20 protein-coding genes are annotated in these 20106 nt (G+C 67.0%); 3 read left to right on the top strand and 17 right to left on the bottom strand.

Translation table 11 applies throughout. The annotated features are described in order from the left end of the window. Positions 1–77: 77 nt before the first annotated feature. The 3 genes from ASPHE3_RS01510 to ASPHE3_RS01500 are packed head-to-tail and all read right to left on the bottom strand — an operon-like array spanning position 78 to position 3956. Complete coding sequence (locus tag ASPHE3_RS01510) at positions 78–1019, bottom strand: sugar ABC transporter permease (protein ID WP_013599464.1); 942 nt, start codon at positions 1017–1019, stop codon at positions 78–80. After that, a complete protein-coding gene (locus tag ASPHE3_RS01505; protein WP_013599463.1) occupies positions 1016–2620 on the bottom strand; it encodes an ABC transporter permease subunit in 1605 nt (534 codons plus the stop codon). Before ASPHE3_RS01505 ends, ASPHE3_RS01510 begins: the two co-directional genes overlap by 4 nt. Before the next feature lie 7 nt (positions 2621–2627). Beyond that, complete coding sequence (locus ASPHE3_RS01500) at positions 2628–3956, bottom strand: sugar ABC transporter substrate-binding protein (RefSeq protein ID WP_013599462.1); 1329 nt, start codon at positions 3954–3956, stop codon at positions 2628–2630. Between the two features lie 217 nt (positions 3957–4173). On the opposite strand from ASPHE3_RS01500, the gene ASPHE3_RS01495 reads away from it, so the two are divergent. Together ASPHE3_RS01495 and ASPHE3_RS01490 are read left to right on the top strand one after the other, a co-directional pair. Continuing rightward, positions 4174–5889 carry a glycoside hydrolase family 13 protein gene (locus ASPHE3_RS01495; protein ID WP_013599461.1) on the top strand — a complete coding sequence of 572 codons (1716 nt, stop codon included), beginning with the start codon at positions 4174–4176 and terminating at the stop codon, positions 5887–5889. 23 nt (positions 5890–5912) lie between these two features. Next, a complete protein-coding gene (locus ASPHE3_RS01490) occupies positions 5913–6953 on the top strand; it encodes a LacI family DNA-binding transcriptional regulator (protein ID WP_013599460.1) in 1041 nt (346 codons plus the stop codon). 23 nt (positions 6954–6976) lie between these two features. On the opposite strand, the gene ASPHE3_RS01485 is transcribed toward ASPHE3_RS01490, so the two are convergent. Further along, entirely contained in the window at positions 6977–7591 is a 615-nt protein-coding gene (locus ASPHE3_RS01485) for a TetR/AcrR family transcriptional regulator (RefSeq protein ID WP_013599459.1), read from the bottom strand. Positions 7592–7719: 128 nt separating this feature from the next. Here ASPHE3_RS01485 and ASPHE3_RS01480 point away from each other — a divergent pair, with 128 nt between their 5' ends. Next, on the top strand, positions 7720–7989 hold the full coding sequence (locus ASPHE3_RS01480; RefSeq protein ID WP_041651846.1) for a hypothetical protein: 270 nt from the start codon (positions 7720–7722) through the stop codon (positions 7987–7989). Between the two features lie 10 nt (positions 7990–7999). On the opposite strand, the gene ASPHE3_RS01475 is transcribed toward ASPHE3_RS01480, so the two are convergent. From ASPHE3_RS01475 to tilS, 13 genes are all read right to left on the bottom strand, one after another. Next, positions 8000–8917, bottom strand: a complete 918-nt coding sequence (locus ASPHE3_RS01475; protein ID WP_013599458.1) for a 4-phosphopantoate--beta-alanine ligase — start codon at positions 8915–8917, stop codon at positions 8000–8002. 2 nt (positions 8918–8919) lie between these two features. Next, positions 8920–9813, bottom strand: a complete 894-nt coding sequence (locus tag ASPHE3_RS01470) for a Rossmann-like and DUF2520 domain-containing protein (RefSeq protein WP_013599457.1) — start codon at positions 9811–9813, stop codon at positions 8920–8922. Beyond that, the gene (locus ASPHE3_RS01465) at positions 9806–11338 is read right to left on the bottom strand and encodes a PH domain-containing protein (protein WP_013599456.1); all 1533 of its coding nucleotides are present in this window, start codon (positions 11336–11338) and stop codon (positions 9806–9808) included. The genes ASPHE3_RS01470 and ASPHE3_RS01465 overlap by 8 nt, the downstream gene beginning before the upstream one ends. After that, complete coding sequence (locus tag ASPHE3_RS01460; protein ID WP_013599455.1) at positions 11335–11847, bottom strand: PH domain-containing protein; 513 nt, start codon at positions 11845–11847, stop codon at positions 11335–11337. Before ASPHE3_RS01460 ends, ASPHE3_RS01465 begins: the two co-directional genes overlap by 4 nt. Beyond that, positions 11828–12391 (bottom strand): DUF3180 domain-containing protein, encoded by a 564-nt coding sequence (locus tag ASPHE3_RS01455; RefSeq protein ID WP_013599454.1) that lies wholly within the window; start codon positions 12389–12391, stop codon positions 11828–11830. The genes ASPHE3_RS01460 and ASPHE3_RS01455 overlap by 20 nt, the downstream gene beginning before the upstream one ends. Beyond that, entirely contained in the window at positions 12388–12933 is a 546-nt protein-coding gene (gene folK / locus ASPHE3_RS01450; protein WP_013599453.1) for a 2-amino-4-hydroxy-6-hydroxymethyldihydropteridine diphosphokinase, read from the bottom strand. The genes ASPHE3_RS01455 and folK overlap by 4 nt, the downstream gene beginning before the upstream one ends. Next, on the bottom strand, positions 12930–13337 hold the full coding sequence (folB, locus tag ASPHE3_RS01445) for a dihydroneopterin aldolase (RefSeq protein ID WP_049786002.1): 408 nt from the start codon (positions 13335–13337) through the stop codon (positions 12930–12932). The genes folK and folB overlap by 4 nt, the downstream gene beginning before the upstream one ends. Positions 13338–13343: 6 nt before the next feature. Further along, positions 13344–14264, bottom strand: coding sequence for a dihydropteroate synthase (gene folP, locus ASPHE3_RS01440; protein ID WP_013599451.1), 921 nt, complete (start codon positions 14262–14264; stop codon positions 13344–13346). Between the two features lie 10 nt (positions 14265–14274). Then, complete coding sequence (gene folE / locus ASPHE3_RS01435; RefSeq protein ID WP_013599450.1) at positions 14275–14919, bottom strand: GTP cyclohydrolase I FolE; 645 nt, start codon at positions 14917–14919, stop codon at positions 14275–14277. A 10-nt stretch (positions 14920–14929) separates the two neighbouring features. Beyond that, entirely contained in the window at positions 14930–16993 is a 2064-nt protein-coding gene (gene ftsH / locus ASPHE3_RS01430; protein ID WP_013599449.1) for an ATP-dependent zinc metalloprotease FtsH, read from the bottom strand. A gap of 248 nt (positions 16994–17241) precedes the next feature. Further along, the gene (locus ASPHE3_RS01425; RefSeq protein ID WP_013599448.1) at positions 17242–18297 is read right to left on the bottom strand and encodes a LacI family DNA-binding transcriptional regulator; all 1056 of its coding nucleotides are present in this window, start codon (positions 18295–18297) and stop codon (positions 17242–17244) included. Between the two features lie 81 nt (positions 18298–18378). Continuing rightward, entirely contained in the window at positions 18379–18930 is a 552-nt protein-coding gene (gene hpt / locus ASPHE3_RS01420) for a hypoxanthine phosphoribosyltransferase (protein WP_041651844.1), read from the bottom strand. 30 nt (positions 18931–18960) lie between these two features. Then, complete coding sequence (gene tilS, locus ASPHE3_RS01415) at positions 18961–20019, bottom strand: tRNA lysidine(34) synthetase TilS (RefSeq protein ID WP_041651840.1); 1059 nt, start codon at positions 20017–20019, stop codon at positions 18961–18963. Positions 20020–20106 lie beyond the last annotated feature (87 nt).

The raw sequence follows: 20106 nt of genomic DNA, 5'->3' as shown, positions 1-20106 counted from the left end.
GTTGCTGACAGCTTCCAGCCTAGGAAGGCAGGAATTGATAAGCAAGCTGAGCATCTACCTAGGCCGGGCCTCTCCTACTACTTGACCGAACCGGCCGTGAGCCCGCCCACGATGAACTTCTGCAGGTAGAGGAAGAGCAGGAGCACCGGCAGCGCGATCATCACGGACCCGGCCGCGAAGACGCCCAGGTTGTTGCTTCGGTCCCCGGCGATGATGCCGAACATGCCCACGGCGAGGGTCTTGACGCTGTTGTCCGTCAGGAAGATGCTCGCCAGGATGTACTCGCCGATCACTGACACAAAGACCAGCAGCCCGGTCACCGCCAGGACCGGCCGGATCAGCGGCAGGATCACGCTGGTGAAGGTGCGGAAGTGACCTGCGCCGTCAATCCGGGCGGCCTCGTCCAGCTCGTGCGGAATGGAATCAAAGAAGCCCTTGATGAGCCAGACCTGGCCGAGTGCCCCGCCCATCAGCACCAGCGCATAGCCGGCGAGCGTATTCAGGCCAATGCCCGGGATGATCCTGCCGAAGTCCGCAATCATGAGGAACAGGGCGACGACGGCAAGGAACTGGGGGAACATCTGGACCAGGAGCAGCGCCAGCAGTCCGCCGCGCCGCCCGTAGAAGCGGAAGCGGGAGAACGCATAAGCGGCGAGCGTGCTCAGCAGCACCTGCGCCACGGACACCACGGCGCAGAGCACCAGGGTGTTCAGGTACCACAGCCCGAAGGGCCCCTTGGATCCGCCCAGCAGCGTTTCGAAGTTCACCAGGCTGAAGGTGTTGGGGATGATCTCGGTGGTGGCCACGCTTCCCAGCGGGTTGAACGCCGCCGAGATGATGTACAGGACAGGGAACCCGGCGAAGGCGACGCCCGCCAGGCCCACTGCATGCCGCCACCCGACTTCCTGCCACCAGCGCCTGCCCCGCGGCATTTCAAGGCCGTCTTTCCGGACACGCAGCGCGGGCCGTCGGGCCGGAGCCGGGGTTTGCTCAGGCGCATCAGTCAGCAAGCTGGTCATCGGACATCCTCCAGGGCTTTGGTGTAGCGGAACTGAATACCCGCAAGAACTGCTGTAACGATGAACAGGACAACGGAGATTGCCGAGGCAAAGCCGAATTCGGCACCGGCGCCGCCGAAGGCGATCCGGTAGGCGCCGCTGATCAGGATGTCGGTGGCGCCGATCTGTCCGCCGCCGGCCGGGAACGGGCCGCCGCCGGTGACCAGTTGGATCACGTTGAAGTTGTTGAAGTTGAACGCGAAGGATGACACCAGCAGTGGTGCAACGGCGACCAGCAGCAGCGGGAACTGGACCCTGGTGAACGTGGTCCAGGAACTGGCGCCGTCGATTTTCGCAGCCTCGGCGATGTCCTGCGGCAGCGCCTGCAGGGCACCGGTGGCGATCAGGAACATGTAGGGGAAGCCCACCCACAGATTGGTCAGGAGGACAGCCACCTTGGCCAGGAAGGGATCCCCCAGCCAGTCAATCTTGGCCCCGCCCAGCATGGAGTTAATGAGCCCGAAGTCCTTGTTGTAGAAGCTCTGCCACACAATGAACGAAATGAATACCGGGATGGCGTAGGGAACGATGATGACAGCGCGGTACAGCTTGAGTCCGCGGACCCGGGGATCGTTCAGCGCGGCAGCCAGGAGCAGGCCCACCACGAACGTTGTTCCCACAGAGCCGACGGCAAAGACGAGGGTCCACACGAAGGATCCCAGCAGGGCGTCGCGGATTTGGGGGTCGCTGAAGAGCCGCTCGTAGTTGGCGAAGCCGACGTTGCGCTCCCAGCTCTGGTCAAACCCCTTGGCGCCGTTCGCGTCGGCGAAGTATTCGCGGTCGCCGAACTGCTGGACCGTGAAGACCTTTCCGGTGACCGAATCGCTGATACTGTCCGTGCCGGCGTCGTACTTCAATGTCTGCACGCCCTCAAAGGCGCGGTTGATGCCTTGGGCGCGGATTGCGCCCTTCTCCGTGGGTACGGTCAACCCGCTGATTTTTGCCCCGGCGGTGTTGACTTCCTTGCCGGTGAGGATCTGGTAGCCCGGGACTGCGCGGACGTAGCCATTCTCCAGGGTGGCCTCGTCGCGGCCAAGCGGCCGGAGTCCTTCTGCATCGCCGGCGAAAACAGCGTTCGACGGCGTCTCCACCAGGAAGAAGGTGAAGGGGCCTTCGGTGACGGACCCTTCCGAGCCCACCGTGAGGTTGTACGTCCTGGACTCAGGCAGCTGGGTCACGGAGTTGCGCACAATCGTGGAGATTGCGTCCTCTTTGGAGCCCCTGGTCCCGTCGCCCGAATTGGTGAAGGAGAGCTGGACCGTCGACAGGATAGGCAGCAGGACGAAGACGGTGAGCAGCAGGGTGCCGGGGAGGAGGTATTTCAGCGGCACCATCCGCTTTGTTGAGTAGACAGCCAGAAGTCCGGCGGCCCCGGCCCACAGACCGGCCAGCATGGCCCATTCGCCGCCGGCGAGGAGCAGCGGCGTCAGGGAAACGGCGGCGCCGAGCACGGCGCCCAGTCCAATGATCTTGGCCAGCAGCACGGGGACCGACGCGGTGGAGCCCAGCGAAAGACCGGGCCCCACCGCCTTCCCCGAAGGTTTCTTGAATCGGGTGGTCATCGGGGTGTTACTTCAGCGCACCGGCGATAGTCTGGCCGGCCTGCGTCATGGTCGCAGCGGGATCGGCGCCACCGGCGATGGCGGCCTCAGCCTGGCCCAGCGGAGCCCACACGGCAGCCATCTGCGGCAGGGACGGCATCGGGATGCCGGCAGCCGCAGCATCGGCAGCGATCTTGGTGTCGGGGTCGCTCTGTGCCACTTCTTCCACGAGGGCTGCGATCGCCGGCGGGATGCGGACTGCTTCATACAGCGCGCGCTGGGTCTCCTTCTGCGATGCGGCAGTCTGCACAAACGTCTCCGCGAAGGACTTGTTCTTGCCCTTGGAGGCGACATAGAACGACTGCACACCGGTGAAAGGCTGTGCGGGCTTCATCCCGGCAAAGCCCGGGACGGCGCTCAGGCCGTAGTCAATGCCGGCCTTCTGCACATCGCCCAGTGCCCAGGGGCCGTTGACCATGAACGCGGTCTTGCCCTGGTTGAACAGTGCAATGGAGTTGTCGGCGCTGACCGAGGTGCTGAGGACCTTGGACCCCTTTTCGCCCAGCTCGGAGATCTTCTGGGCGGCAGCAATGGAACCTTCTTTTCCTACGCCCAGGTCGCTGGTGTCGAAGCTGCCGTCCGCCTTCTTGCCGAAGAGGTAGCCGCCGGCTGAGGAGTACAGGGGCTGCATGAAGTAGGCATCGCCTTTTGCCCCCACCTGGAGGTTCAGGCCCCGCTCGGCCTTGCCGGCGGCAACCGCGGCATCGCCGGCGGCCAGGAGTTCCTCAAAGGAGGCCGGAGCCTCGGGGGCAAGGGCCTTGTTCCGGATGAGGATCAGGGATTCAACGGAGGCGGGCATGCCGTAGGTCTGGCCGTTGTAGGTCACGGCGTCGGTGGCAACCGGGAGGAAATCCGCCTTCTGCTCGGCCGTGATCTGGACAGGATCAATGGCCCCGTTCTGGACCAGGTTTCCGATCCAGTCGTGCGCGCCCATGACGATGTCCGGGCCGTTGCCGGAAGCATTGGCCGTCACGAAGTTGGTCTGCAGTTCGGTGGCAACCGTCTGGACTTCAACGGTGATGCCGTTTTCCTCGCCGAACTTGTCAGCAATGGGCTGCAGGGCCTGGACCACGGGACCGTTGGCCCAGATGACCAGGTCCGCATCCCCGCGGACGGGAGCTTCCCCGGAGGCCGCGGGGGCAGCCGCGGCGCTTTCGGAGGCCTGCCCGGAGGCAGCGCCGGACGGCGCCTGCCCGCCGGCGCAGCCGGATGCCAGAAGCATCATGGAGACGGCTGCCGCCGTGGTAATGGATAGCCGGGCCCTGCGGGCCAAGGGCGTGATGAGAGTTGTGCGCACCGATGCGCCTCCTTCAAGAATGGGCAACTGCCCTTTGTGATTACCGACCGCCGCTTGGGGATCCTGGCCATGAGTTGCCGGACGGGGCGGTGAGACAAGTCACAACTGTAAGCGATTCCATTCCTTACGTCCACACCGTCCACAAGTTTTAATATCTAGCGTGAACCTTGAGTGGAAGCCGTTCCATTTTTGCGCCAGATACGGCTACCATAACCGGATGACTACGACGCTTATCCCCGCTGGATCCGACGTATCCGACCTTCGGCTGGTGCCGGTCCACCCGGCCGACAAGGGCACCGAATGGTGGCGGTCCTCGGTGATTTACCAGATCTACCCCCGCTCGTTCCGTGACCTGAATGGCGACGGCAACGGCGATCTTCCCGGCATCACCGCGGAGCTGCACCAGCTGGCCGCCCTCGACGTCGACGCCGTGTGGCTGTCCCCCTTCTACGTCTCCCCCCAGCGGGACGGCGGTTACGACGTGGCTGACTACTGCGACGTGGACCCGGTATTCGGCACCCTGGATGACTTTGACGCGCTGGTTGCCCGCGCCGATTCCCTGGGTATCCGGGTGATCATCGACCTGGTGCCCAACCACTGCTCCTCGGACCACGCCCTGTTCCAGGCAGCACTCCAGGCGGGGCCCGGGAGCCCGGAGCGGGACATGTTCGTTTTCCGCGACGGGCGTGGCGAAGCCGGTGAACTGCCTCCGAACAACTGGCAGTCGCACTTCGGCGGCCCGGCGTGGACGCGCATTACGGAACCTTCGGGCGAACCCGGCCAGTGGTACGTGCATCTCTTCGACTCCTCCCAGCCTGACTTCAACTGGGACAACCCGGCAGTACATGCCGAATTCGAGCGGATCCTGCGGTTCTGGCTCAGCCGCGGCGTGGCCGGCTTCCGGGTGGACGTGGCCCACGCCCTGGTCAAGGCGGACGGCCTGCCGGACTGGCACGGACGGCCCGACGGCGTCAGCACCGATGAGTTCCCGGGCCACCTCGCGCCCATGTTCGGCCAGCCGGAGATCCATGACATCTACCGCGAGTGGCGCAGGGTCCTGGCAGAGTTCGACGGCGACCGCATCCTGTGTGCCGAAGCGAGCATCGATCCCCTCTCCCGCCTGACCAACTGGGTCATGCCGGACCAGATGCACCAGGCGTTCAACTTCGCCTACCTCGGCACGCCCTGGGATCCGGCCAAGCTGCGGGCAGTCATTGAGAGTTCGCTCCGGATGTTTGATTCCGTGGGCGCGCCCACCACCTGGGTGCTCTCCAACCACGACGTCGTCCGGCACGCCACGCGCTTCGGCATCGTGGAGCCGCCGGCCCGTCCGGGCGACGGACTGGGTGCGGACGATGTCCAGCCGGACGGTGAGCTGGGCCTGCGCCGGGCGCTTGCGGCCTCGATGCTGATGCTTGCCTTGCCGGGCGGGGTCTACCTGTACCAGGGTGAGGAACTGGGCTTGCCCGATCACACCACCATGGACCACACCTTCCGCCAGGATCCGTCCTTCCGGCGGACGGCCGGGGAACGGATTGGCCGCGACGGCTGCCGGGTGCCCCTGCCGTGGGAGGCCGACGCGCCGGCTTTCGGTTTCAACGGCACCGGGGAGTCCTGGCTGCCGCAGCCCGAAAGCTGGGCGGCATTGTCCCGGGATGTCCAGCAGCAGGATGAGTCCTCCGTCCTCTCGCTGTACCGCCGTGCCCTGGTGCTGCGCCGCGCCCTGAAGCTCGGCGCCGGGTCGCTGGACTGGGCCGAGGGTCCGGCTCCCCAAGATTGCGTGACGTTTGTGAACAACGGCGTCCTGGTGATGCTGAACATGGGAGACGCCCCGGTTGACCTCCCCCACCTTGAGATCCTCCTTAGTACGGATCCTGGGGCAGCTGACCAGCGTAAGCTGGGTCCGGCGCAGTGCATCTGGCTGCGCATGTAATCAAGGGGAACAGCAGAGGGCCAGTGGCAGGAATCAGGGACGTAGCGCGGCTGGCGGGGGTTTCACAGGCGACGGCGTCGCGGGCGCTGAGCGGCAAGGGCAGTGTTTCCACCAAGGCACGGGAAGCTGTGACCGCCGCGGCCAGCGAACTGGGCTTCGTGATGTCCTACCATGCCTCCAGCCTGGCGAGCGGGCGCAGCCACAACATCGGCGTGGTGCTGCCCTTCGTCAACCGGTGGTACTTCGCCACCCTGCTCGAAGGGGCCAATTCCGCCCTGATGGATGCAGGCTACGATCTCACCCTCTATGACTTCCAGGGCGACCGCTACCGGGAGTCGGTGCTCGGGGATTTCCTCCTGCGCAAACGGCTCGACGGCGTCCTGGCGGTTTCCCTGCAGCTCAACGGCCACGAGACCGAACAGATCCTCGCTGCCGGGATTCCGGTGGTGGGGGTTGGCGGCCCGCTTCCCGGGATTCCCACCCTGCGGATCGACGATGTGGAGGTGGGCCGCCGCGCAACGGCCCACCTGATCAGCCTCGGCCACACGCGGGTGGCACACGTTGGCGGCGAGCATGAGTATGGGCGGAACTTCGAGATCTCCAGCGGACGGCGGGCCGGCTACGAACAAGCCATGGAGGCTGCCGGCCTGCCGGTCCGCGAGGCGTGGTCCCTGATTTCGGACTACTCGGCAAACGATGCCTACCGGGAAACGAAGCACCTGCTGGCGGACCCTGCCGAGCGGCCCACCGCCATCTTCTGCGCCTCGGATGAAATGGCGTTTGGCGCTATGCTGGCGGCCCGCGACCTGGGCCTGCGGATCCCTGATGAACTGTCGGTGATCGGCGTGGACGGCCACGAGATGGGGGAAATCCTGGGACTGACCACCATTGACCAGTTCCCCCGCAACCAGGGCATGCGGGCAGTGGAGCGCCTCCTCGCCCTGGTCCAGGAAGAGGACGGCGATGCAGCGGGGCCGGCGGATGAACTCATGCAGACCCGGCTGGTGGTCCGGTCCAGCACCTCCGCTCCCCGGACTCCGGACCGGCAGCGGCGCTCTTCTTGAGATTCCATTCCTGTCCGTGATGCTCACTTGGTGTGGTGATCGATCAGCCAGACTGCCATCTGCTGCGCGCGCTTGGCGGCCTGCAGGTCGCCCTCCACGGCCTGGACAATGGAGCCTTTCATAAGGACCAGTAACGAATAGGCAAACTCCTCGGCGCGTACCAGCCCCGCCTCTTCGCCGGCGGCCTGGATGAGGCCGCGGATCTTTGCCAGGTAACTGATGCTGGCCTGTCCCAGCGGATGGGCCGGTCCCATCTCCAGCAGGACCTTGGCGAAGGAACACCCTTCGAAGTCCTCCCGCAGGAACCAGTCTCCAAACACATCAAAGATCGCCAGCAGTTGCTCCTGGGGAGTGCTGCCCCGGCGCTGCGCCTCGGACAGGATCAAATCCATGGTCCACCGCTTGTCCCGCTCCTCCAGGAAGGCCAGGACCAGCGCATCCTTGGAAGGAAAATGCCGGTAGAACGTGGCCTTGGCAACCCCGGACCGTTCGATGAGCTCGTTGACGCCGACGTCCCGTACACCGCGGGTGGAGAAGAGCTCGTAAGCCACGGCCATGATCCGGTCCGCCGGATTGGCGGGACCGGATACCGCCACCGGGGAAACCTCGGGGACCGGGACCTTCGCCTCTGGCTTCATAGCATTTCGAGTCTACTCCGGGGGAGACAGACCGGTCTTCCCCCGGGTAAAGTTTCTCCTAGCGCAGTGCTTCGACACCGTGGAGGCCCTTCCGACCGGCCGCTTCGGACTGGTGCAAGGAGGCCCCTATGTCAGCAGAGCGGATGTTCCAGAGTGTGCCCTCGGACCCCGATCCGTGGATGGCCGACGGTGACACCCCTGCACAAATCCGGGAGTTCGCCATTGAGTCCCTCCGATGGCAAGCGCAGGAAATCATCGACGAAGTGCTCTGCGGCCAGGAGCCCGGCGAAGAGCTGGCGAGAACCCGTCTTCGCCGCTGTGTCGCCCGGAACCCTGGCAGGCCGGAACGCGCCCTGCTCGAACAGCTCATGACCAGCCGGGACGGGCCCGGCATCTAGCCTCCGGGAGCTAGGAACTCAGCGGCACGTTGTCGATCAGCCGCACAGGACCCACCTTCGCGGCGATAAGCGCCAGTGCCTCGCCGCGGAACGGGGTCTCACGGCAGTTCTCCGCGAGCGGCTCAAGGGTGGCAGGATCCACCACGTCAAAGTAGTCAAGGGCCACCAGCGGCTGCGACTCCACCAGGGCCTGGGCTGATTCCAGGTCCAGGGGTTCCCGTGCGGTTGCCCGTTCCTCCAGCAGCCGGAGGGCACGCGACAGCACCAGCGCTGCTTCCCGTTCCTCATCCGAGAGGAACCGGTTGCGGCTCGAAAGCGCCAGCCCGTCCTCCGCCCGCACGGTGGGAACTCCCACGATCTGCACCGGAAAGTTCAGGTCCGCCACCATGCGCCGGACCAGTGCCAGCTGCTGGGCGTCCTTCTGGCCAAAGTAGGCCCGATAGGCAGGCAGGCCTCCGCCCGCCCTGCCGTCCCCACCAACCCCTGCGGCCGGCAGGCCGTAATGCAGGAGCTTGGCCACCACCGTCAGGGCACCGTCAAAGTGGCCCGGCCGTGACGCGCCCTCCCATTTCTCCCCGAGCCGGCCTGAAGTGACCCGTACCAGCGGCTCGCCGCCCGGGTACACCTCTTCCACCGGTGGTGCAAAAACCAGGTCAACGCCCTCAGCCTCCAGCAGTGCAAGGTCGGCTTCCAGCGTGCGGGGGTACCGGTCCAGGTCAACGGCGTCGCCGAACTGCAGCGGGTTGACGAAGATCGTGGCCACCACCACGTCATTCTGTTCGACGGCGGTCCGGGCCAGGGCGGCATGTCCCTCGTGGAGTGCCCCCATGGTGGGAACAAGGCCCTGGGATTTTCCCTGTTTGGCGGCGAGCAGGCGGGCGCCCTCCCCGTGCAGGGCCTCCACCGTGGTGACGAGTTTGATGGGCATCTTCAGTCCTCCTTCGGTTCGAGGGCGCGGCGCAGCCCCTCCAGCTCGCCGGACTTCAGCAGTCCGCGCCCTTCGGCGCGCAGGGCGGTGGCGCGCGCCATCGCAAGGTAGGCCTCGAGCACATCCCCGTGCCCGCCGCCGTCGAACTCCCGCAGCGCCTCAGCATGCGCGGCAACGGTTCCCACGTCACCCCGCGCCACGGGACCGGTCAGCGCGGACTCCCCGGACGCCAGCGCATTCTCCAGGGTTGCGCGCAGCAGCGGACCCAACATGCGTTCGGGCAGCTCCACCCCAACGTCGCGCAGGAGCTCGGACGCCTGCGCAACAAGGGTGACCAGGTGGTTGGAACCGTGCGCCAGGGCTGCGTGATAGAGGGTGCGGTCCGCCTCCGCGATCGCCACCGGCTCGGCACCCATTTCCACAACAAGTGCCTGAGCAATGGGGAGCATGGCGGCATCGGCTGTCACACCGAAAGTGCAGTCCAGCAGCCGGGTGAGGTCAAGGCTCATCCCCGTGAACGTCATGGCCGGATGCAGGGCGAGCGGGACAGCGCCGGCAGCACGGACCGGGTGCAGGACGCCCACCCCGAACCGGCCCGAGGTGTGGGCCACCAGCTGGCCCGGCTGCCAGGCCCCGAGCTTTGCCAGCCCGTCCACCAGGCCCGGCAGGGCGTCGTCGGGCACGGCCAGCAGGACCAGTTCCGCGCGCTCCACGATCTCCTGCACCTCCAGGACCGGAACCCCGGGCAGCAGCGCTTCCGCCCGCTCACGGCTCGCCTCGGAAACCGCGGAGACCCCGACGACGGCGTGTTCCGCGGCGCGCAGGGCGGCGCCAAGCACCGCCCCCACTTTGCCGGCGCCAATGATTCCGACGCCGAGGCGTCCGGGCTTAGCCATGCTGCCCGCCTTCCTGCGTTGAGGCCTCTATCCGGGTTTCGGGAACCACCTGCCGGAGCCACTGTTCCGTGGTCTGCCGCTTCCTCGCAAGCCTGGCGCGGGCAGACTGTTCGTCGAACAACGCCAGTGCCGCGTTCACGTCCGCCTGCGTCAGGCGCGGAACGACGGGTCCCGGGGTGGTGTGCAGGACCAGGTCCGCAACCCGGAACCTCCGGGCCACCGGCCCCTGGTGCAGTGCCATGGACTGCGTGCGCTGGTGCGGCACCACAACAAGCTGCCGCCACCAGCGGCCCGACCGCAGCAGCAGTGCCGTGTCCGTGGCGGTGAACCCGTTCCGTCGCCAACCCAGCGGGGCGAGCCAGCGGACCCGGCGCGGTGAGGCCACGAATCCGCCGTCACTGTCCAGGCCGGTCAGTCCGGCACCGAAGACGACTGCGGGCTCAGATGTGCCCGGGTCCGGCAGGACCAGGGCGAGCATGGCCATGACATCGCCCAGCCTGCCCACGGGCAGCAGGGTAGTGCGGGCCGAGCCCTCGCCGGCGTTTTCCACCAGTCCGTACCCTGCCACGTTGACCTGCATGCGGTACCAGCCGAGCGGCCGCCACAGTGGCGGCTGGGTGACTTTCAGTGCCTGGATCCGTCCGGGCGGCAGCGTCTGCGCCTGGGTGTCCAGCAGGCCGTAGCGCAGGCGGATCCCATCCGGCGAGATCGCGGCGGTGAAGTTGTAGCCCTTGTTAAACAGTCCCCAGTAACTGGCGGCAAGGCCCACAGCGGCGGGAATGAGGTAGAGGTAGAAGGCGGCGCTGCCCGTGGCGGCGGAGAGGCTGACGGAGGCCACCCCGCCCAGGACTACGAACAGGCTTTGCTCGCTGAGCAGCAGCGAACCCACAAGGCGCGACGGCGGCACTGACAGGACCTGATATTCCGGCGCCTCGGGTGCGGGCCCGGCAGGGCGTGACGGATCCAGGGCAACACCGGCGGCACGGGCAAGGATGGTGGCGCGGAGCTGCCGGGCGTCGTCAATTTTCAGGTAGGCCAGCCGGACCGCCGATTCGCCGGCGTCCGCCACCTCGAACTTGAGCTCCGCGAGCCCGAAGATCCTGGCCAGCAGGGGCTGGACGATGTCGATGGCCTGGACCCGGTCCAGCCTGGCCTGGCGCTGCTGCCGGAACAGGAATCCGCTGTTGACCCGGACGTAGCCGCCGGACACCTGGTATTTCGTGAAGTACCAGGTGAGGATGAAGCCGAGCACCGAGACCAGCAGCACCGTTCCGCCGCCCAGGAGAAGCCAGGGGGCTCGGCCGGCAAGCTCCTCCCCGAGGATGGGCCGGCCCTGGAGGGCGCGTTCAAAGACATCCCGCCCGAAGAAGAACGCGATGGCCGCCAGCGCAACCCAGCCGCGGACAAAGGGTGACGCCGGGTGCACGCGCAGCCACTCGCCGTCGGGCAGATCTACGGGGAGTCGGGCAGGCGCACCGCTGGCAAAGGCGCCGGAGGCACCGGGCTCGGGGCCCTCCGCCGTCACAGCCCTGCCAACCTGGCTTCGCCCCGCGCTGCCAGCTGTTCGCGGAGCCGGGCCCCTTCGGCGGCCGGCAGGCCGGGAATCTGGGCGTTGGTGCCGGGCGAGGCGGTGTGGAGCTTGAGGGTGCACAGGCCCACGGACCGCTCCACCGGGCCCACGCTGATGTCCACGTACTGCATGCGGCCGTAGGGGACCGCCATGGTGCGCTGGAAGAAGATACCTGTCCTGACCAGGAGGTCGTCATCCCGCTCCGCATAGCCGATGGCACGGACCTGCCGCGGGATCAGCACCAGCCGCCAGAGTGCTGTCACGAGTGCCACGGCAGGGACGGTGACGGCCAGCCAGAGCGGCGGCCAACGCCACACGCCGGAGAGGACCAGCAGCAGCGGCAGGGAAAGGACCAGCACGGCCACCAGGTTGCCAAGGGCCCACTGCACCACCCTGACCGTGATGTATTTCGGGGACACCCGTTGCCAGGTGATACCCGGAGGATCAATCGCCCCGGTATGCATATTCGCCTTCCCCGGCGGCCTCGCCATGCACAGCGCGGCCGGGCTTTCCGTCCACACCCTTGGTGTCGCCGTCCTCAGGCGGAATCTTGCAGAACCGTTCCACCAGCAGGCCCACCACGATCATCACCAGTCCCCCGCCGGCCATGGCGAGTGCGAGCCACGTAATGCCCTGATCGCTGCGCAGGCTCCAGACGCGGAGCTGGTCCAGGAAGATGCCCACATGCCAGCCCAGCAGCACCGTTCCTGCGTACGCGCAGGCCTGGGCCAGCACCAGCGTCCGGGCGGCAAGGAGTGGATCGAGCACCGGGCGCTTCTTGGTCCCCCCGTTCTTGGCGCCGTTGGAATTAATGCTGTTGCGCCACCGCAGGACCCTGATTCCCAGGATCAGGGTGATGGCCACGATGACGCCCATGGTGGCCAGCGCGGTGGCCGGCAGGACGGGGGTGGCCATGCTGTACCGGCTGGTCACCACCGTGGCGGACCAGCCCGCCACGGCCAGGATGAAGCCGATCAGCAGGAGGCGCAGGGGGTTGATGGGTTTCATCGCTCCTCCACTGCTCCCGCTGTGGGCATCCCGTCGAAGTCGCCGAAGCCGTCGAACGGGGCAAGGTCGTCAAAGTCGTCTGCCCGGGCGGCGAGCGTGCTGATTCGCTCCCCGTCCAGGGTGGCGGCAGGCTCGATCAGCGACCACGGGTAAAGCACGAACGCCCGGCTCGCGGCACGGGGATGCGGCAGGGTGAGGTCAGGGTCGTCGCTGCGCAGCGTCCCGTAGGTGATGATGTCCACGTCGAGGGTGCGCGGACCCCAGCGAACCTCGCGCACCCGGTGGTGTTTGTTCTCCACAGCCTGGCAGTGGGCCAGCAGTTCCTGCGGAGTGAGGCTGGTTTCCACCGTGATGACCATGTTCAGGAAGTCGGGCTGGCCGGGCGGCCCGCCCACGGCCTTCGTCTGTACGACAGGGGAGACCGCCAGGAGCCGGACTTCCGGCGGGTCCACCAGGTCCGCCACGGCGCCGGAGAGGGTGTCGTTCCGCTCACCCAGATTGCTGCCGAGCGCAAGCACCGCCTTGGAATAACCGCTGTTCATGGCCCCTCCCCCTGGGCTTGCCCTTCGGCGCTGTTGCCGTGCACATCATTCCGCCTGCGGTGGACACTGACCGACACATCGCCGAAGGGCACCTCGATGGGCGCCTGGGGCTTGTGCACGGTGATGTCCACGGCCTGGAGCCGGAATTCTCTGAGCAGGCTGTCCGCAATCCGGACGGCAAGCCCCTCGATCAGGTTCAGCGGCTCGCCGCTGATCCACTCGGTAATACGCTGTGCCACCTCGCCGTAATGGGCGGTGTCCCGGACGTCGTCGGACTTTGCAGCCTTGGCGAAGTCCAGGTACAGCACCGCGTCCACAACAAAAGGCTGGCCCTGGCGGCGCTCAAAATCAAACACGCCGTGATGGCCGACGGCGGTCACGCCGCTCAGCGTAATCCTGTCCATGGCGCGCTAGCTGCCGGCGCGTGGCGCGGCCATGCGCGAGGCGACCTTGACAGCGTCAAGGCTGGGGCCGACGTCGTGCACGCGCACGGCCCAGGCGCCGCGGTAGGCGCTGATGGCAGTGATGGCGGCGGTGGCGCCGTCGCGCTCCTCCGGGGCGGCGGACTTGCCGGCCACCGTCAGCAGCGTGCCCAGGAACCGCTTGCGTGAGGCTCCCACCAGGACGGGGTGTCCCAGGCTGTCCAACTGGTCCAGGTTCTGCAAGAGCTCCCAGTTCTGGGCGTCGTTCTTGGCGAACCCCAGGCCGGGGTCCACGATGATCTGCTCCCGGCTCACGCCGGCGGCATACAGCTTGTCCCGCACGCCGGCGAGTTCGGCCACCACTTCCCCCGCCACATCCTTGTACTCGGCAAGCGAATTCATGGTGCGGGCGTCGCCGCGGCGGTGCGTGAGGATGTACGGGACCTTGCTGGCCGCCACGAGTTCCGCCATCTCCGGCTCGATGCTGAGCCCGGAGATGTCATTGATGATGGCGGCGCCGGCCTTGATGGCAGCGGCCGCCGTGGAAGCGTGGGTGGTGTCGATACTGACCAGGGCCCCCGCCTTCACCAATGCCTCGATGACGGGGACGACGCGCTGCTGTTCCTCTTCCGGGCTGACGTCCTCGGCCCCGGGACGGGTGGATTCGCCACCAACATCGATGATGTCCGCCCCGGCATAGAACATCCGGAGCCCTGCCACGATGGCAGTGTCCGCCGTGGCATGCCTGCCGCCGTCACTGAAGGAGTCCGGGGTGACGTTCAGGATTCCCATGACCAGGGTGCGGCCGGTGGGCAGGTCTTCAAAGCGGGCTGCCGGGCGCGGTCTGCGCAGTACGGGCAGCGGGGAGGTTGCGGGCCCGGTTCCCGGGGCTGCAGCTAGTGAATCCATGGTCTGATGGTTACCTTCCGAGGATGAGGCTCATGGCTTCGGCACGGGTGGCCGGGTCATGAAGCTGCCCGCGGACCGCGCTGGTGACGGTCTTCGCTCCGGGCTTGCGGATACCGCGCATTGACATGCACATGTGTTCGCATTCAACAACGACGATGGCGCCACGGGGTTTGAGGTAGCGGACCATCGCCTCGACGATCTCAGTGGTGAGGCGCTCCTGCACCTGCGGCCGGCGCGCATAAATGTCCACGAGCCGGGCCAGCTTGCTGAGCCCCGTCACCTTGCCGTCGTGGGACGGAATGTAGCCCACGTGGGCCACTCCGTGGAACGGCACCAGGTGGTGCTCGCACGTGGAGTAGAACGGGATGTCCTTGACCAGGACCAGTTCCTCATGGTCCAGGTCGAAGGTGGTGGACAAGACGTCGGCGGGGTCGTGGTGCAGGCCGGCGAACACCTCGGCGTAGGCCTTGGCCACCCTTTTAGGGGTGTCCACCAGGCCGCCGCGGTCGGGGTCTTCTCCGATGGCAAGGAGGATCTCGCGGACGGCAGCCTCGATGCGGGGCCGGTCCACCTTCTGGTGCTTTGAATGGTCGGCGCCGCCCTCCGCCGGGTATCCGGCGGAGGCGGGAACGTCGTCGTCGTCGAAGTGGGTCACGTAAGAAAGCTTAGCCGCGAACGGCGTCCGGCCCTGCGTCCGTTACCCCGCCCTGGAACGGTGCGTCCTCCGGAACACCCTGCGGATGCGGTGGCTGCGCGTCCAAAGGCTCGTCCAGGCGGGCCTTCTTGGCCTCCTCCTGGGCTTCCCGCTCGGCCCGTTCCCGGGACGACTCCACAGGCCCTGCCATCTGGACCGGACGGGTCTCCTTGGACAGCCACACCTCACGGAAGTCGCGCTTACGGATGTCGCGGAAGATGTCGGCGATCTCCGCCTGGTTCAGCGTTTCACGTTCCAGCAGCTCAAGGGCCAGGCGGTCCAGGACGTCCCTGTTCTCGATGAGGATGGCGTAGGCCTCGTCATGGGCCTGGTCAATCAGCCTGCGCACTTCCTCGTCCACCACGTACGCGATCTGGTCCGAGTAGTTGCGCTCATGCCCGGCGTCGCGGCCCAGGAACGGCTCCCCGCCGCCCTGGCCCAGGCGCACGGCGCCAACACGTTCGCTCATGCCGTACTCGGTGACCATCTTGCGGGCGGTGCCCGTGGCCTTTTCGATGTCGTTGGAAGCGCCGGTGGAGGGATCGTGGAACACGATCTCCTCGGCCACGCGGCCGCCCATCGCGTAGGCCATCTGGTCCAGCAGCTCGTTGCGGGTCACGGAGTACTTGTCGTTCTCAGGAACCACCATCGTGTATCCGAGCGCGCGGCCGCGGGGAAGGATGGTGATCTTGGTGACCGGGGCGGAGTTCCGCAGCGCGGCTGCAACGAGCGCGTGGCCGCCTTCGTGGTAGGCGGTGATCTTGCGCTCATGCTCCTTCATGACGCGGCTCCGCTTCTGCGGGCCGGCCATGACGCGGTCAATGGCCTCGTCCAGCGCGCGGTCATCGATGAGGTTCGCGTTGGAGCGGGCGGTGAGGAGGGCGGCCTCGTTCAGGACGTTGGCCAAGTCCGCGCCGGTGTAGCCGGGGGTCTTCTTGGCCACGGCCTTGAGGTCCACGCCGGGCGCCATGGGCTTGCCCTTCGCGTGGACCTGCAGGATCTGGTCGCGGCCGATCAGGTCCGGCGCTTCCACGCCGATCTGGCGGTCGAAGCGGCCCGGACGCAGCAGCGCGGGGTCCAGCACGTCGGGACGGTTGGTGGCAGCGATGAGGATGACGTTGGTCTTGACGTCGAAGCCGTCCATCTCCACCAGCAGCTGGTTGAGGGTCTGCTCGCGTTCGTCGTTGCCGCCGCCGATGCCGGCACCGCGGTGACGGCCCACGGCGTCGATCTCGTCCACGAAGATGATGGCCGGAGAGTTGGCTTTGGCCTGCTCGAAGAGGTCGCGGACACGTGAGGCACCCACGCCCACGAACATTTCCACGAAGTCGGAACCGGAGATGGAGAAGAAGGGAACGCCGGCTTCGCCGGCAACCGCGCGGGCCAGGAGGGTCTTACCGGTACCTGGCGGGCCGTACAGCAGGACGCCCTTGGGGATCTTGGCGCCAACGGCCTGGAATTTGGCCGGTTCCTGCAGGAATTCCTTGATTTCTTGGAGTTCCTCCACGGCTTCGTCCGATCCTGCGACGTCGGCGAAGGTCACCTGCGGCATGTCCTTGCTGACCATCTTGGCCTTGGACTTGCCGAACTGCATGATCTTGGAACCGCCGCCCTGCATACGGGTCATGAGGAACCAGAAGAGCGCGCCCAGGAGGATGACGGGAATCAGGAGGGAAAGCAGGCCGGAGAACCAGTTGCTCTCGATGGGCTGGTCCGTGTAGCCCTGCGCTGGTTTGGCATCGGTCACGGCCTTGACAACGTCCTCAGCACGGGCGTCCACGAAGAAGAACTGGACGCTCTTGCCCTTGTCCTGCCCGTCCAGCTGCAGGTTGTCCCGCAAAGTAAGGTCAACGCGGTTCTCGCCGTCGAAGATCTTTGCCTGCTCCACCTGGTTGCCGGAGAGCAGCTCGAGGCCCTTATCGGTATCAATCCGTGCCGCACCGCCGGGCGCCAGCGTTGCAAAGGCCACCAGGAGCAGACCGACTACGACGACGATCCAGATGCCCGGGCCTTTGAAGAAATTCTTAGCTTTCATCTGTTCGGGGGCTGGCCCCGTCCCTTCTGGTAGTGCTTCACGGCGAGTAGTCTGCGCGCGTGATGGTGCTGCGTCAGCTTCTAGCTATACACCGTCCGGAGTAGATCACGCATGATGAACGGCAAAAGTTCCCTGTAGGCGTAGCAGCCGGGTGCTGCTGCCTGGGGCCCGCGGCTGGACAGCGATGGGAGGGCAATGTCGGGGCCCGCACCGGGAACTTATGGGCACCGGCTTATCGGGCACCCGGCTTATCGGGCACTAGCGCCGCTCCGGGGACCGGCCACCGAGGCCCTGGCCACCGGCGGGCAGGCAAGGAGCATGGGCATGGGCTCCGGGCCCGGCTTTCCCTCCACGGCGTCGATGAGCCGGTCCGCCGCCCATGCCCCCATGCCGTAATGCGGCAGCGCCACTGTGGTGAGTCCGGGATAAAGGCTGGCGGCAATCAGTTCCTGGTTGTCGAAGCCAACTACCGAAAGGTCCGCAGGGATGGACAGGCCCAGCTCAGCAGCTGCCCGGTAGGCGCCCATGGCCATCCTGTCGTTGTAGCAGAAGAGGGCCGACGGCGGGGCAGCGCCCCGCAGGATCCGGGACGCCGCCTCATAGCCGCCCTGCGCGTCGGATGCCGCGGCCTCCACCGGTGCGGCGCCGCCGTCGAGCCCTGCACTGGTGAGGGCGTCCCGGAAGCCGGAGAGGCGCCCGTTCGTGGACGGAACGTCCTCCGTGTTGTTAAGGAAGCCGATGCGGGTGTGTCCGGCATGCAGGAGGATTTCGACGGCGGTGCGGGCGCCGCCGGCCTCGTCCGGGACCACGGAGGCGAAGCCTTGTCCGGTGCTGACGGCGTCCACCAGGATCGCCGGCACCTTCGCCAGATTGCCCGGCGCTTCCACCACCCGGTGGAACATGGTGGCGTAGAGGATCCCGTCCACCTGCCGCTCCAGGAGGGCCTCCACGTCAGCCTCGCGGGACCCGGGGCCTGCCGTGCCGGACGTGTTGATGACCATGAGGGTGTATCCGCGGGCCCTGGCGGCCTCGTCCGCGCCGAGGATGATCCGTCCCGCATGCGGAGTTGTGGCGATGTCCTCGCTGACCAGCCCCAGTATCCCGCTGCGCCTGCTGCGGAGGGCCTGCGCCAGCCGGTTGGGGCCGTATCCCAGCTGCTCCGCCGCGGACCGCACCTTGCTCCGTGTTGCGGGACTGATCCGGGCGTACGCCGCATCACTCAGGACATGGGAAACCGTGGTGGCCGAGACGCCGGCAGCCAGGGCCACATCCTTGATGCCAACGGCCCTGCTCCCGGCCTTCATTTCCGGCAACTTCCTCGAGATGGCATGTGGCGGCAGTTCCGGGCCGCAGCACTGCCGTTAAGTGTCATCGCGGGATGGGGCCTACTCGTAGACGTGCGGGGCCAGGGTGCCCACGAAGTCCAGGTTGCGGTACTTCTCGGCGTAGTCCAGGCCATAGCCCACCACGAACTCGTTGGGGATGTCGTAGCCCACGTACTTGACGTCGATCTCCACCTTGGCGGCGGTGGGCTTGCGGAAGGCGGTGCAGATTTCCACTGACGCCGTGCCGCGGGATTCGAGGTTGGTCTTGAGCCAGGACAGGGTGAGGCCGGAATCGATGATGTCCTCGACGATCAGCACGTCCTTGCCCATCAGGTCCGTGTCCAGGTCCTTGAGGATGCGGACCACGCCCGAAGACTGGGTGCCGGAGCCGTAGGAGGACACAGCCATCCAGTCCATGGAGATGTGGCTGTGCAGCGCCCGGGCCAGGTCAGCCATGACCATCACCGCACCCTTGAGCACGCCCACGATGAGGATTTCGCGGCCCTCGTAATCCTTGTCGATCTGGGCAGCGAGCTCCGTAATCCGCTGCTGGATCTGTTCCTTGGTGTAGAGAACGTGCTTGAGGTCTGCCTGGACGTCGTTTGAATCCACCAATGGCTCCTGTGTAGATGCGGGGTGCGACTATTTTGCGGGCGGTTTTTGAGGCCGGAACACTAGCTTCCCACAGCGCGGCCCTCCGCGGGGAACGGGGTTGGGTCCAGGGGCCCCGGCCGGGCTGTCCGCGGCCCCGGTCCCTTCCAGCTGGGCAAGCGACAGACGGTACACGCTCACTCCGCCGGGCAGCTCAACAGGCCCCGCCGAGCCCTGCCGCCGCAGCAGCGCCTCGGCCGCCAGAAGCCGCTGGTAGCTGGGCTGCTGCCCGCCGACGTCGGCCGCTGCCTTGGCGATTACCCGGAACCTGATGGCGGGGGCCAGGGCGCGCAACGCCTCCTCCGGAAGGCTGACTTCGGGCCCGTTCCGCTGCGCGAGCGAGAGGAACGTGGTTTCCGCCACTTCCTCAAGGTAGTCGGCGTCGAGCTGCAGGATGGCGGCCGTCCGGGCAAGGGACTCGGCGACTCCGGGACCCAGTTTTTCCTCCAGGTGCGGCAATACTTCCATGCGGGTGCGGGAGCGTGCGAAGGCGGGGTCCGCGTTGGTGGGATCGTGCCACGGGTCCAGCTCCTCCACGGCGCAGATCTCCTCGGTATCCGCCCGGCGGAGTTCAAGGAAGGGCCGCAACAGCTTGCCGCGGGCCGGCCTCATCCCGGCGAGGGACCGCGTGCCGGAGCCCCGCGCCAGGCCCAGCAGCACCTGCTCCGCCTGGTCGTCCAGGGTGTGGCCCAGCAGGACGGCATCCGCGCCCTGCCCGGCCGCGGCTGCCTCCAGCGCCTCATGCCGGGCTTCCCGCGCAGCCGCCTCCGGGCCCATGCCTTCTCCGGCCACAGTCACGGTCCGGATTTCCACGGGCGCGAGGCCCAGTTCCTGCAGGACACGGGCGGTTTCCGCCGCCACCTCCGCGGAGCCTTCCTGGAGCTGGTGGTCAACCACCACGGCGCCCACCCGTACCGGGTGGCCGTCCACATGGCCGCGGCGGGCAAAGTAGGCGGCCACTGCTGCCAGAGCCAGGGAGTCCGGGCCGCCGCTGCAGGCCACGATGAGGCGCCCCGGATATCCGGCCTGGGCCAGGGCGTCCCGGAGCATCTTGCGCGCTGTGCCGACGACGGGCGCCAGCCTTCCGGGCCGGCGTCGTCCGCTGCGATGCGGGGCAGGGTTGGCAGGTGCCGCCGG

Source organism: Pseudarthrobacter phenanthrenivorans Sphe3 (assembly GCF_000189535.1).
Classification (GTDB): Bacteria; Actinomycetota; Actinomycetes; order Actinomycetales; family Micrococcaceae; genus Arthrobacter; species Arthrobacter phenanthrenivorans.
The sequence above is the reverse complement of the archived record's forward strand: the minus strand, read 5'-3'. Positions and strand labels throughout refer to the sequence as shown.

Bases quoted from the DNA above. Each gene is read 5' to 3' on its own strand.
- ASPHE3_RS01485 (WP_013599459.1), bottom strand. From the start codon at position 7,591: ATGAAGCCAGAGGCGAAGGTCCCGGTCCCCGAGGTTTCCCCGGTGGCG.
- ASPHE3_RS01505 (WP_013599463.1), bottom strand. From the start codon at position 2,620: ATGACCACCCGATTCAAGAAACCTTCGGGGAAGGCGGTGGGGCCCGGT.
- ASPHE3_RS01470 (WP_013599457.1), bottom strand. From the start codon at position 9,813: ATGGCTAAGCCCGGACGCCTCGGCGTCGGAATCATTGGCGCCGGCAAA.
- ASPHE3_RS01460 (WP_013599455.1), bottom strand. From the start codon at position 11,847: ATGCATACCGGGGCGATTGATCCTCCGGGTATCACCTGGCAACGGGTG.
- folB (WP_049786002.1), bottom strand. From the start codon at position 13,337: ATGGACAGGATTACGCTGAGCGGCGTGACCGCCGTCGGCCATCACGGC.
- folP (WP_013599451.1), bottom strand. From the start codon at position 14,264: ATGGATTCACTAGCTGCAGCCCCGGGAACCGGGCCCGCAACCTCCCCG.
- tilS (WP_041651840.1), bottom strand. From the start codon at position 20,019: ATGCTCCGGGACGCCCTGGCCCAGGCCGGATATCCGGGGCGCCTCATC.
- ASPHE3_RS01510 (WP_013599464.1), bottom strand. From the start codon at position 1,019: ATGACCAGCTTGCTGACTGATGCGCCTGAGCAAACCCCGGCTCCGGCC.
- ASPHE3_RS01495 (WP_013599461.1), top strand. From the start codon at position 4,174: ATGACTACGACGCTTATCCCCGCTGGATCCGACGTATCCGACCTTCGG.
- ASPHE3_RS01455 (WP_013599454.1), bottom strand. From the start codon at position 12,391: ATGAAACCCATCAACCCCCTGCGCCTCCTGCTGATCGGCTTCATCCTG.
- ASPHE3_RS01475 (WP_013599458.1), bottom strand. From the start codon at position 8,917: ATGCCCATCAAACTCGTCACCACGGTGGAGGCCCTGCACGGGGAGGGC.
- ASPHE3_RS01480 (WP_041651846.1), top strand. From the start codon at position 7,720: ATGTCAGCAGAGCGGATGTTCCAGAGTGTGCCCTCGGACCCCGATCCG.
- ftsH (WP_013599449.1), bottom strand. From the start codon at position 16,993: ATGAAAGCTAAGAATTTCTTCAAAGGCCCGGGCATCTGGATCGTCGTC.
- folK (WP_013599453.1), bottom strand. From the start codon at position 12,933: ATGAACAGCGGTTATTCCAAGGCGGTGCTTGCGCTCGGCAGCAATCTG.
- ASPHE3_RS01425 (WP_013599448.1), bottom strand. From the start codon at position 18,297: ATGAAGGCCGGGAGCAGGGCCGTTGGCATCAAGGATGTGGCCCTGGCT.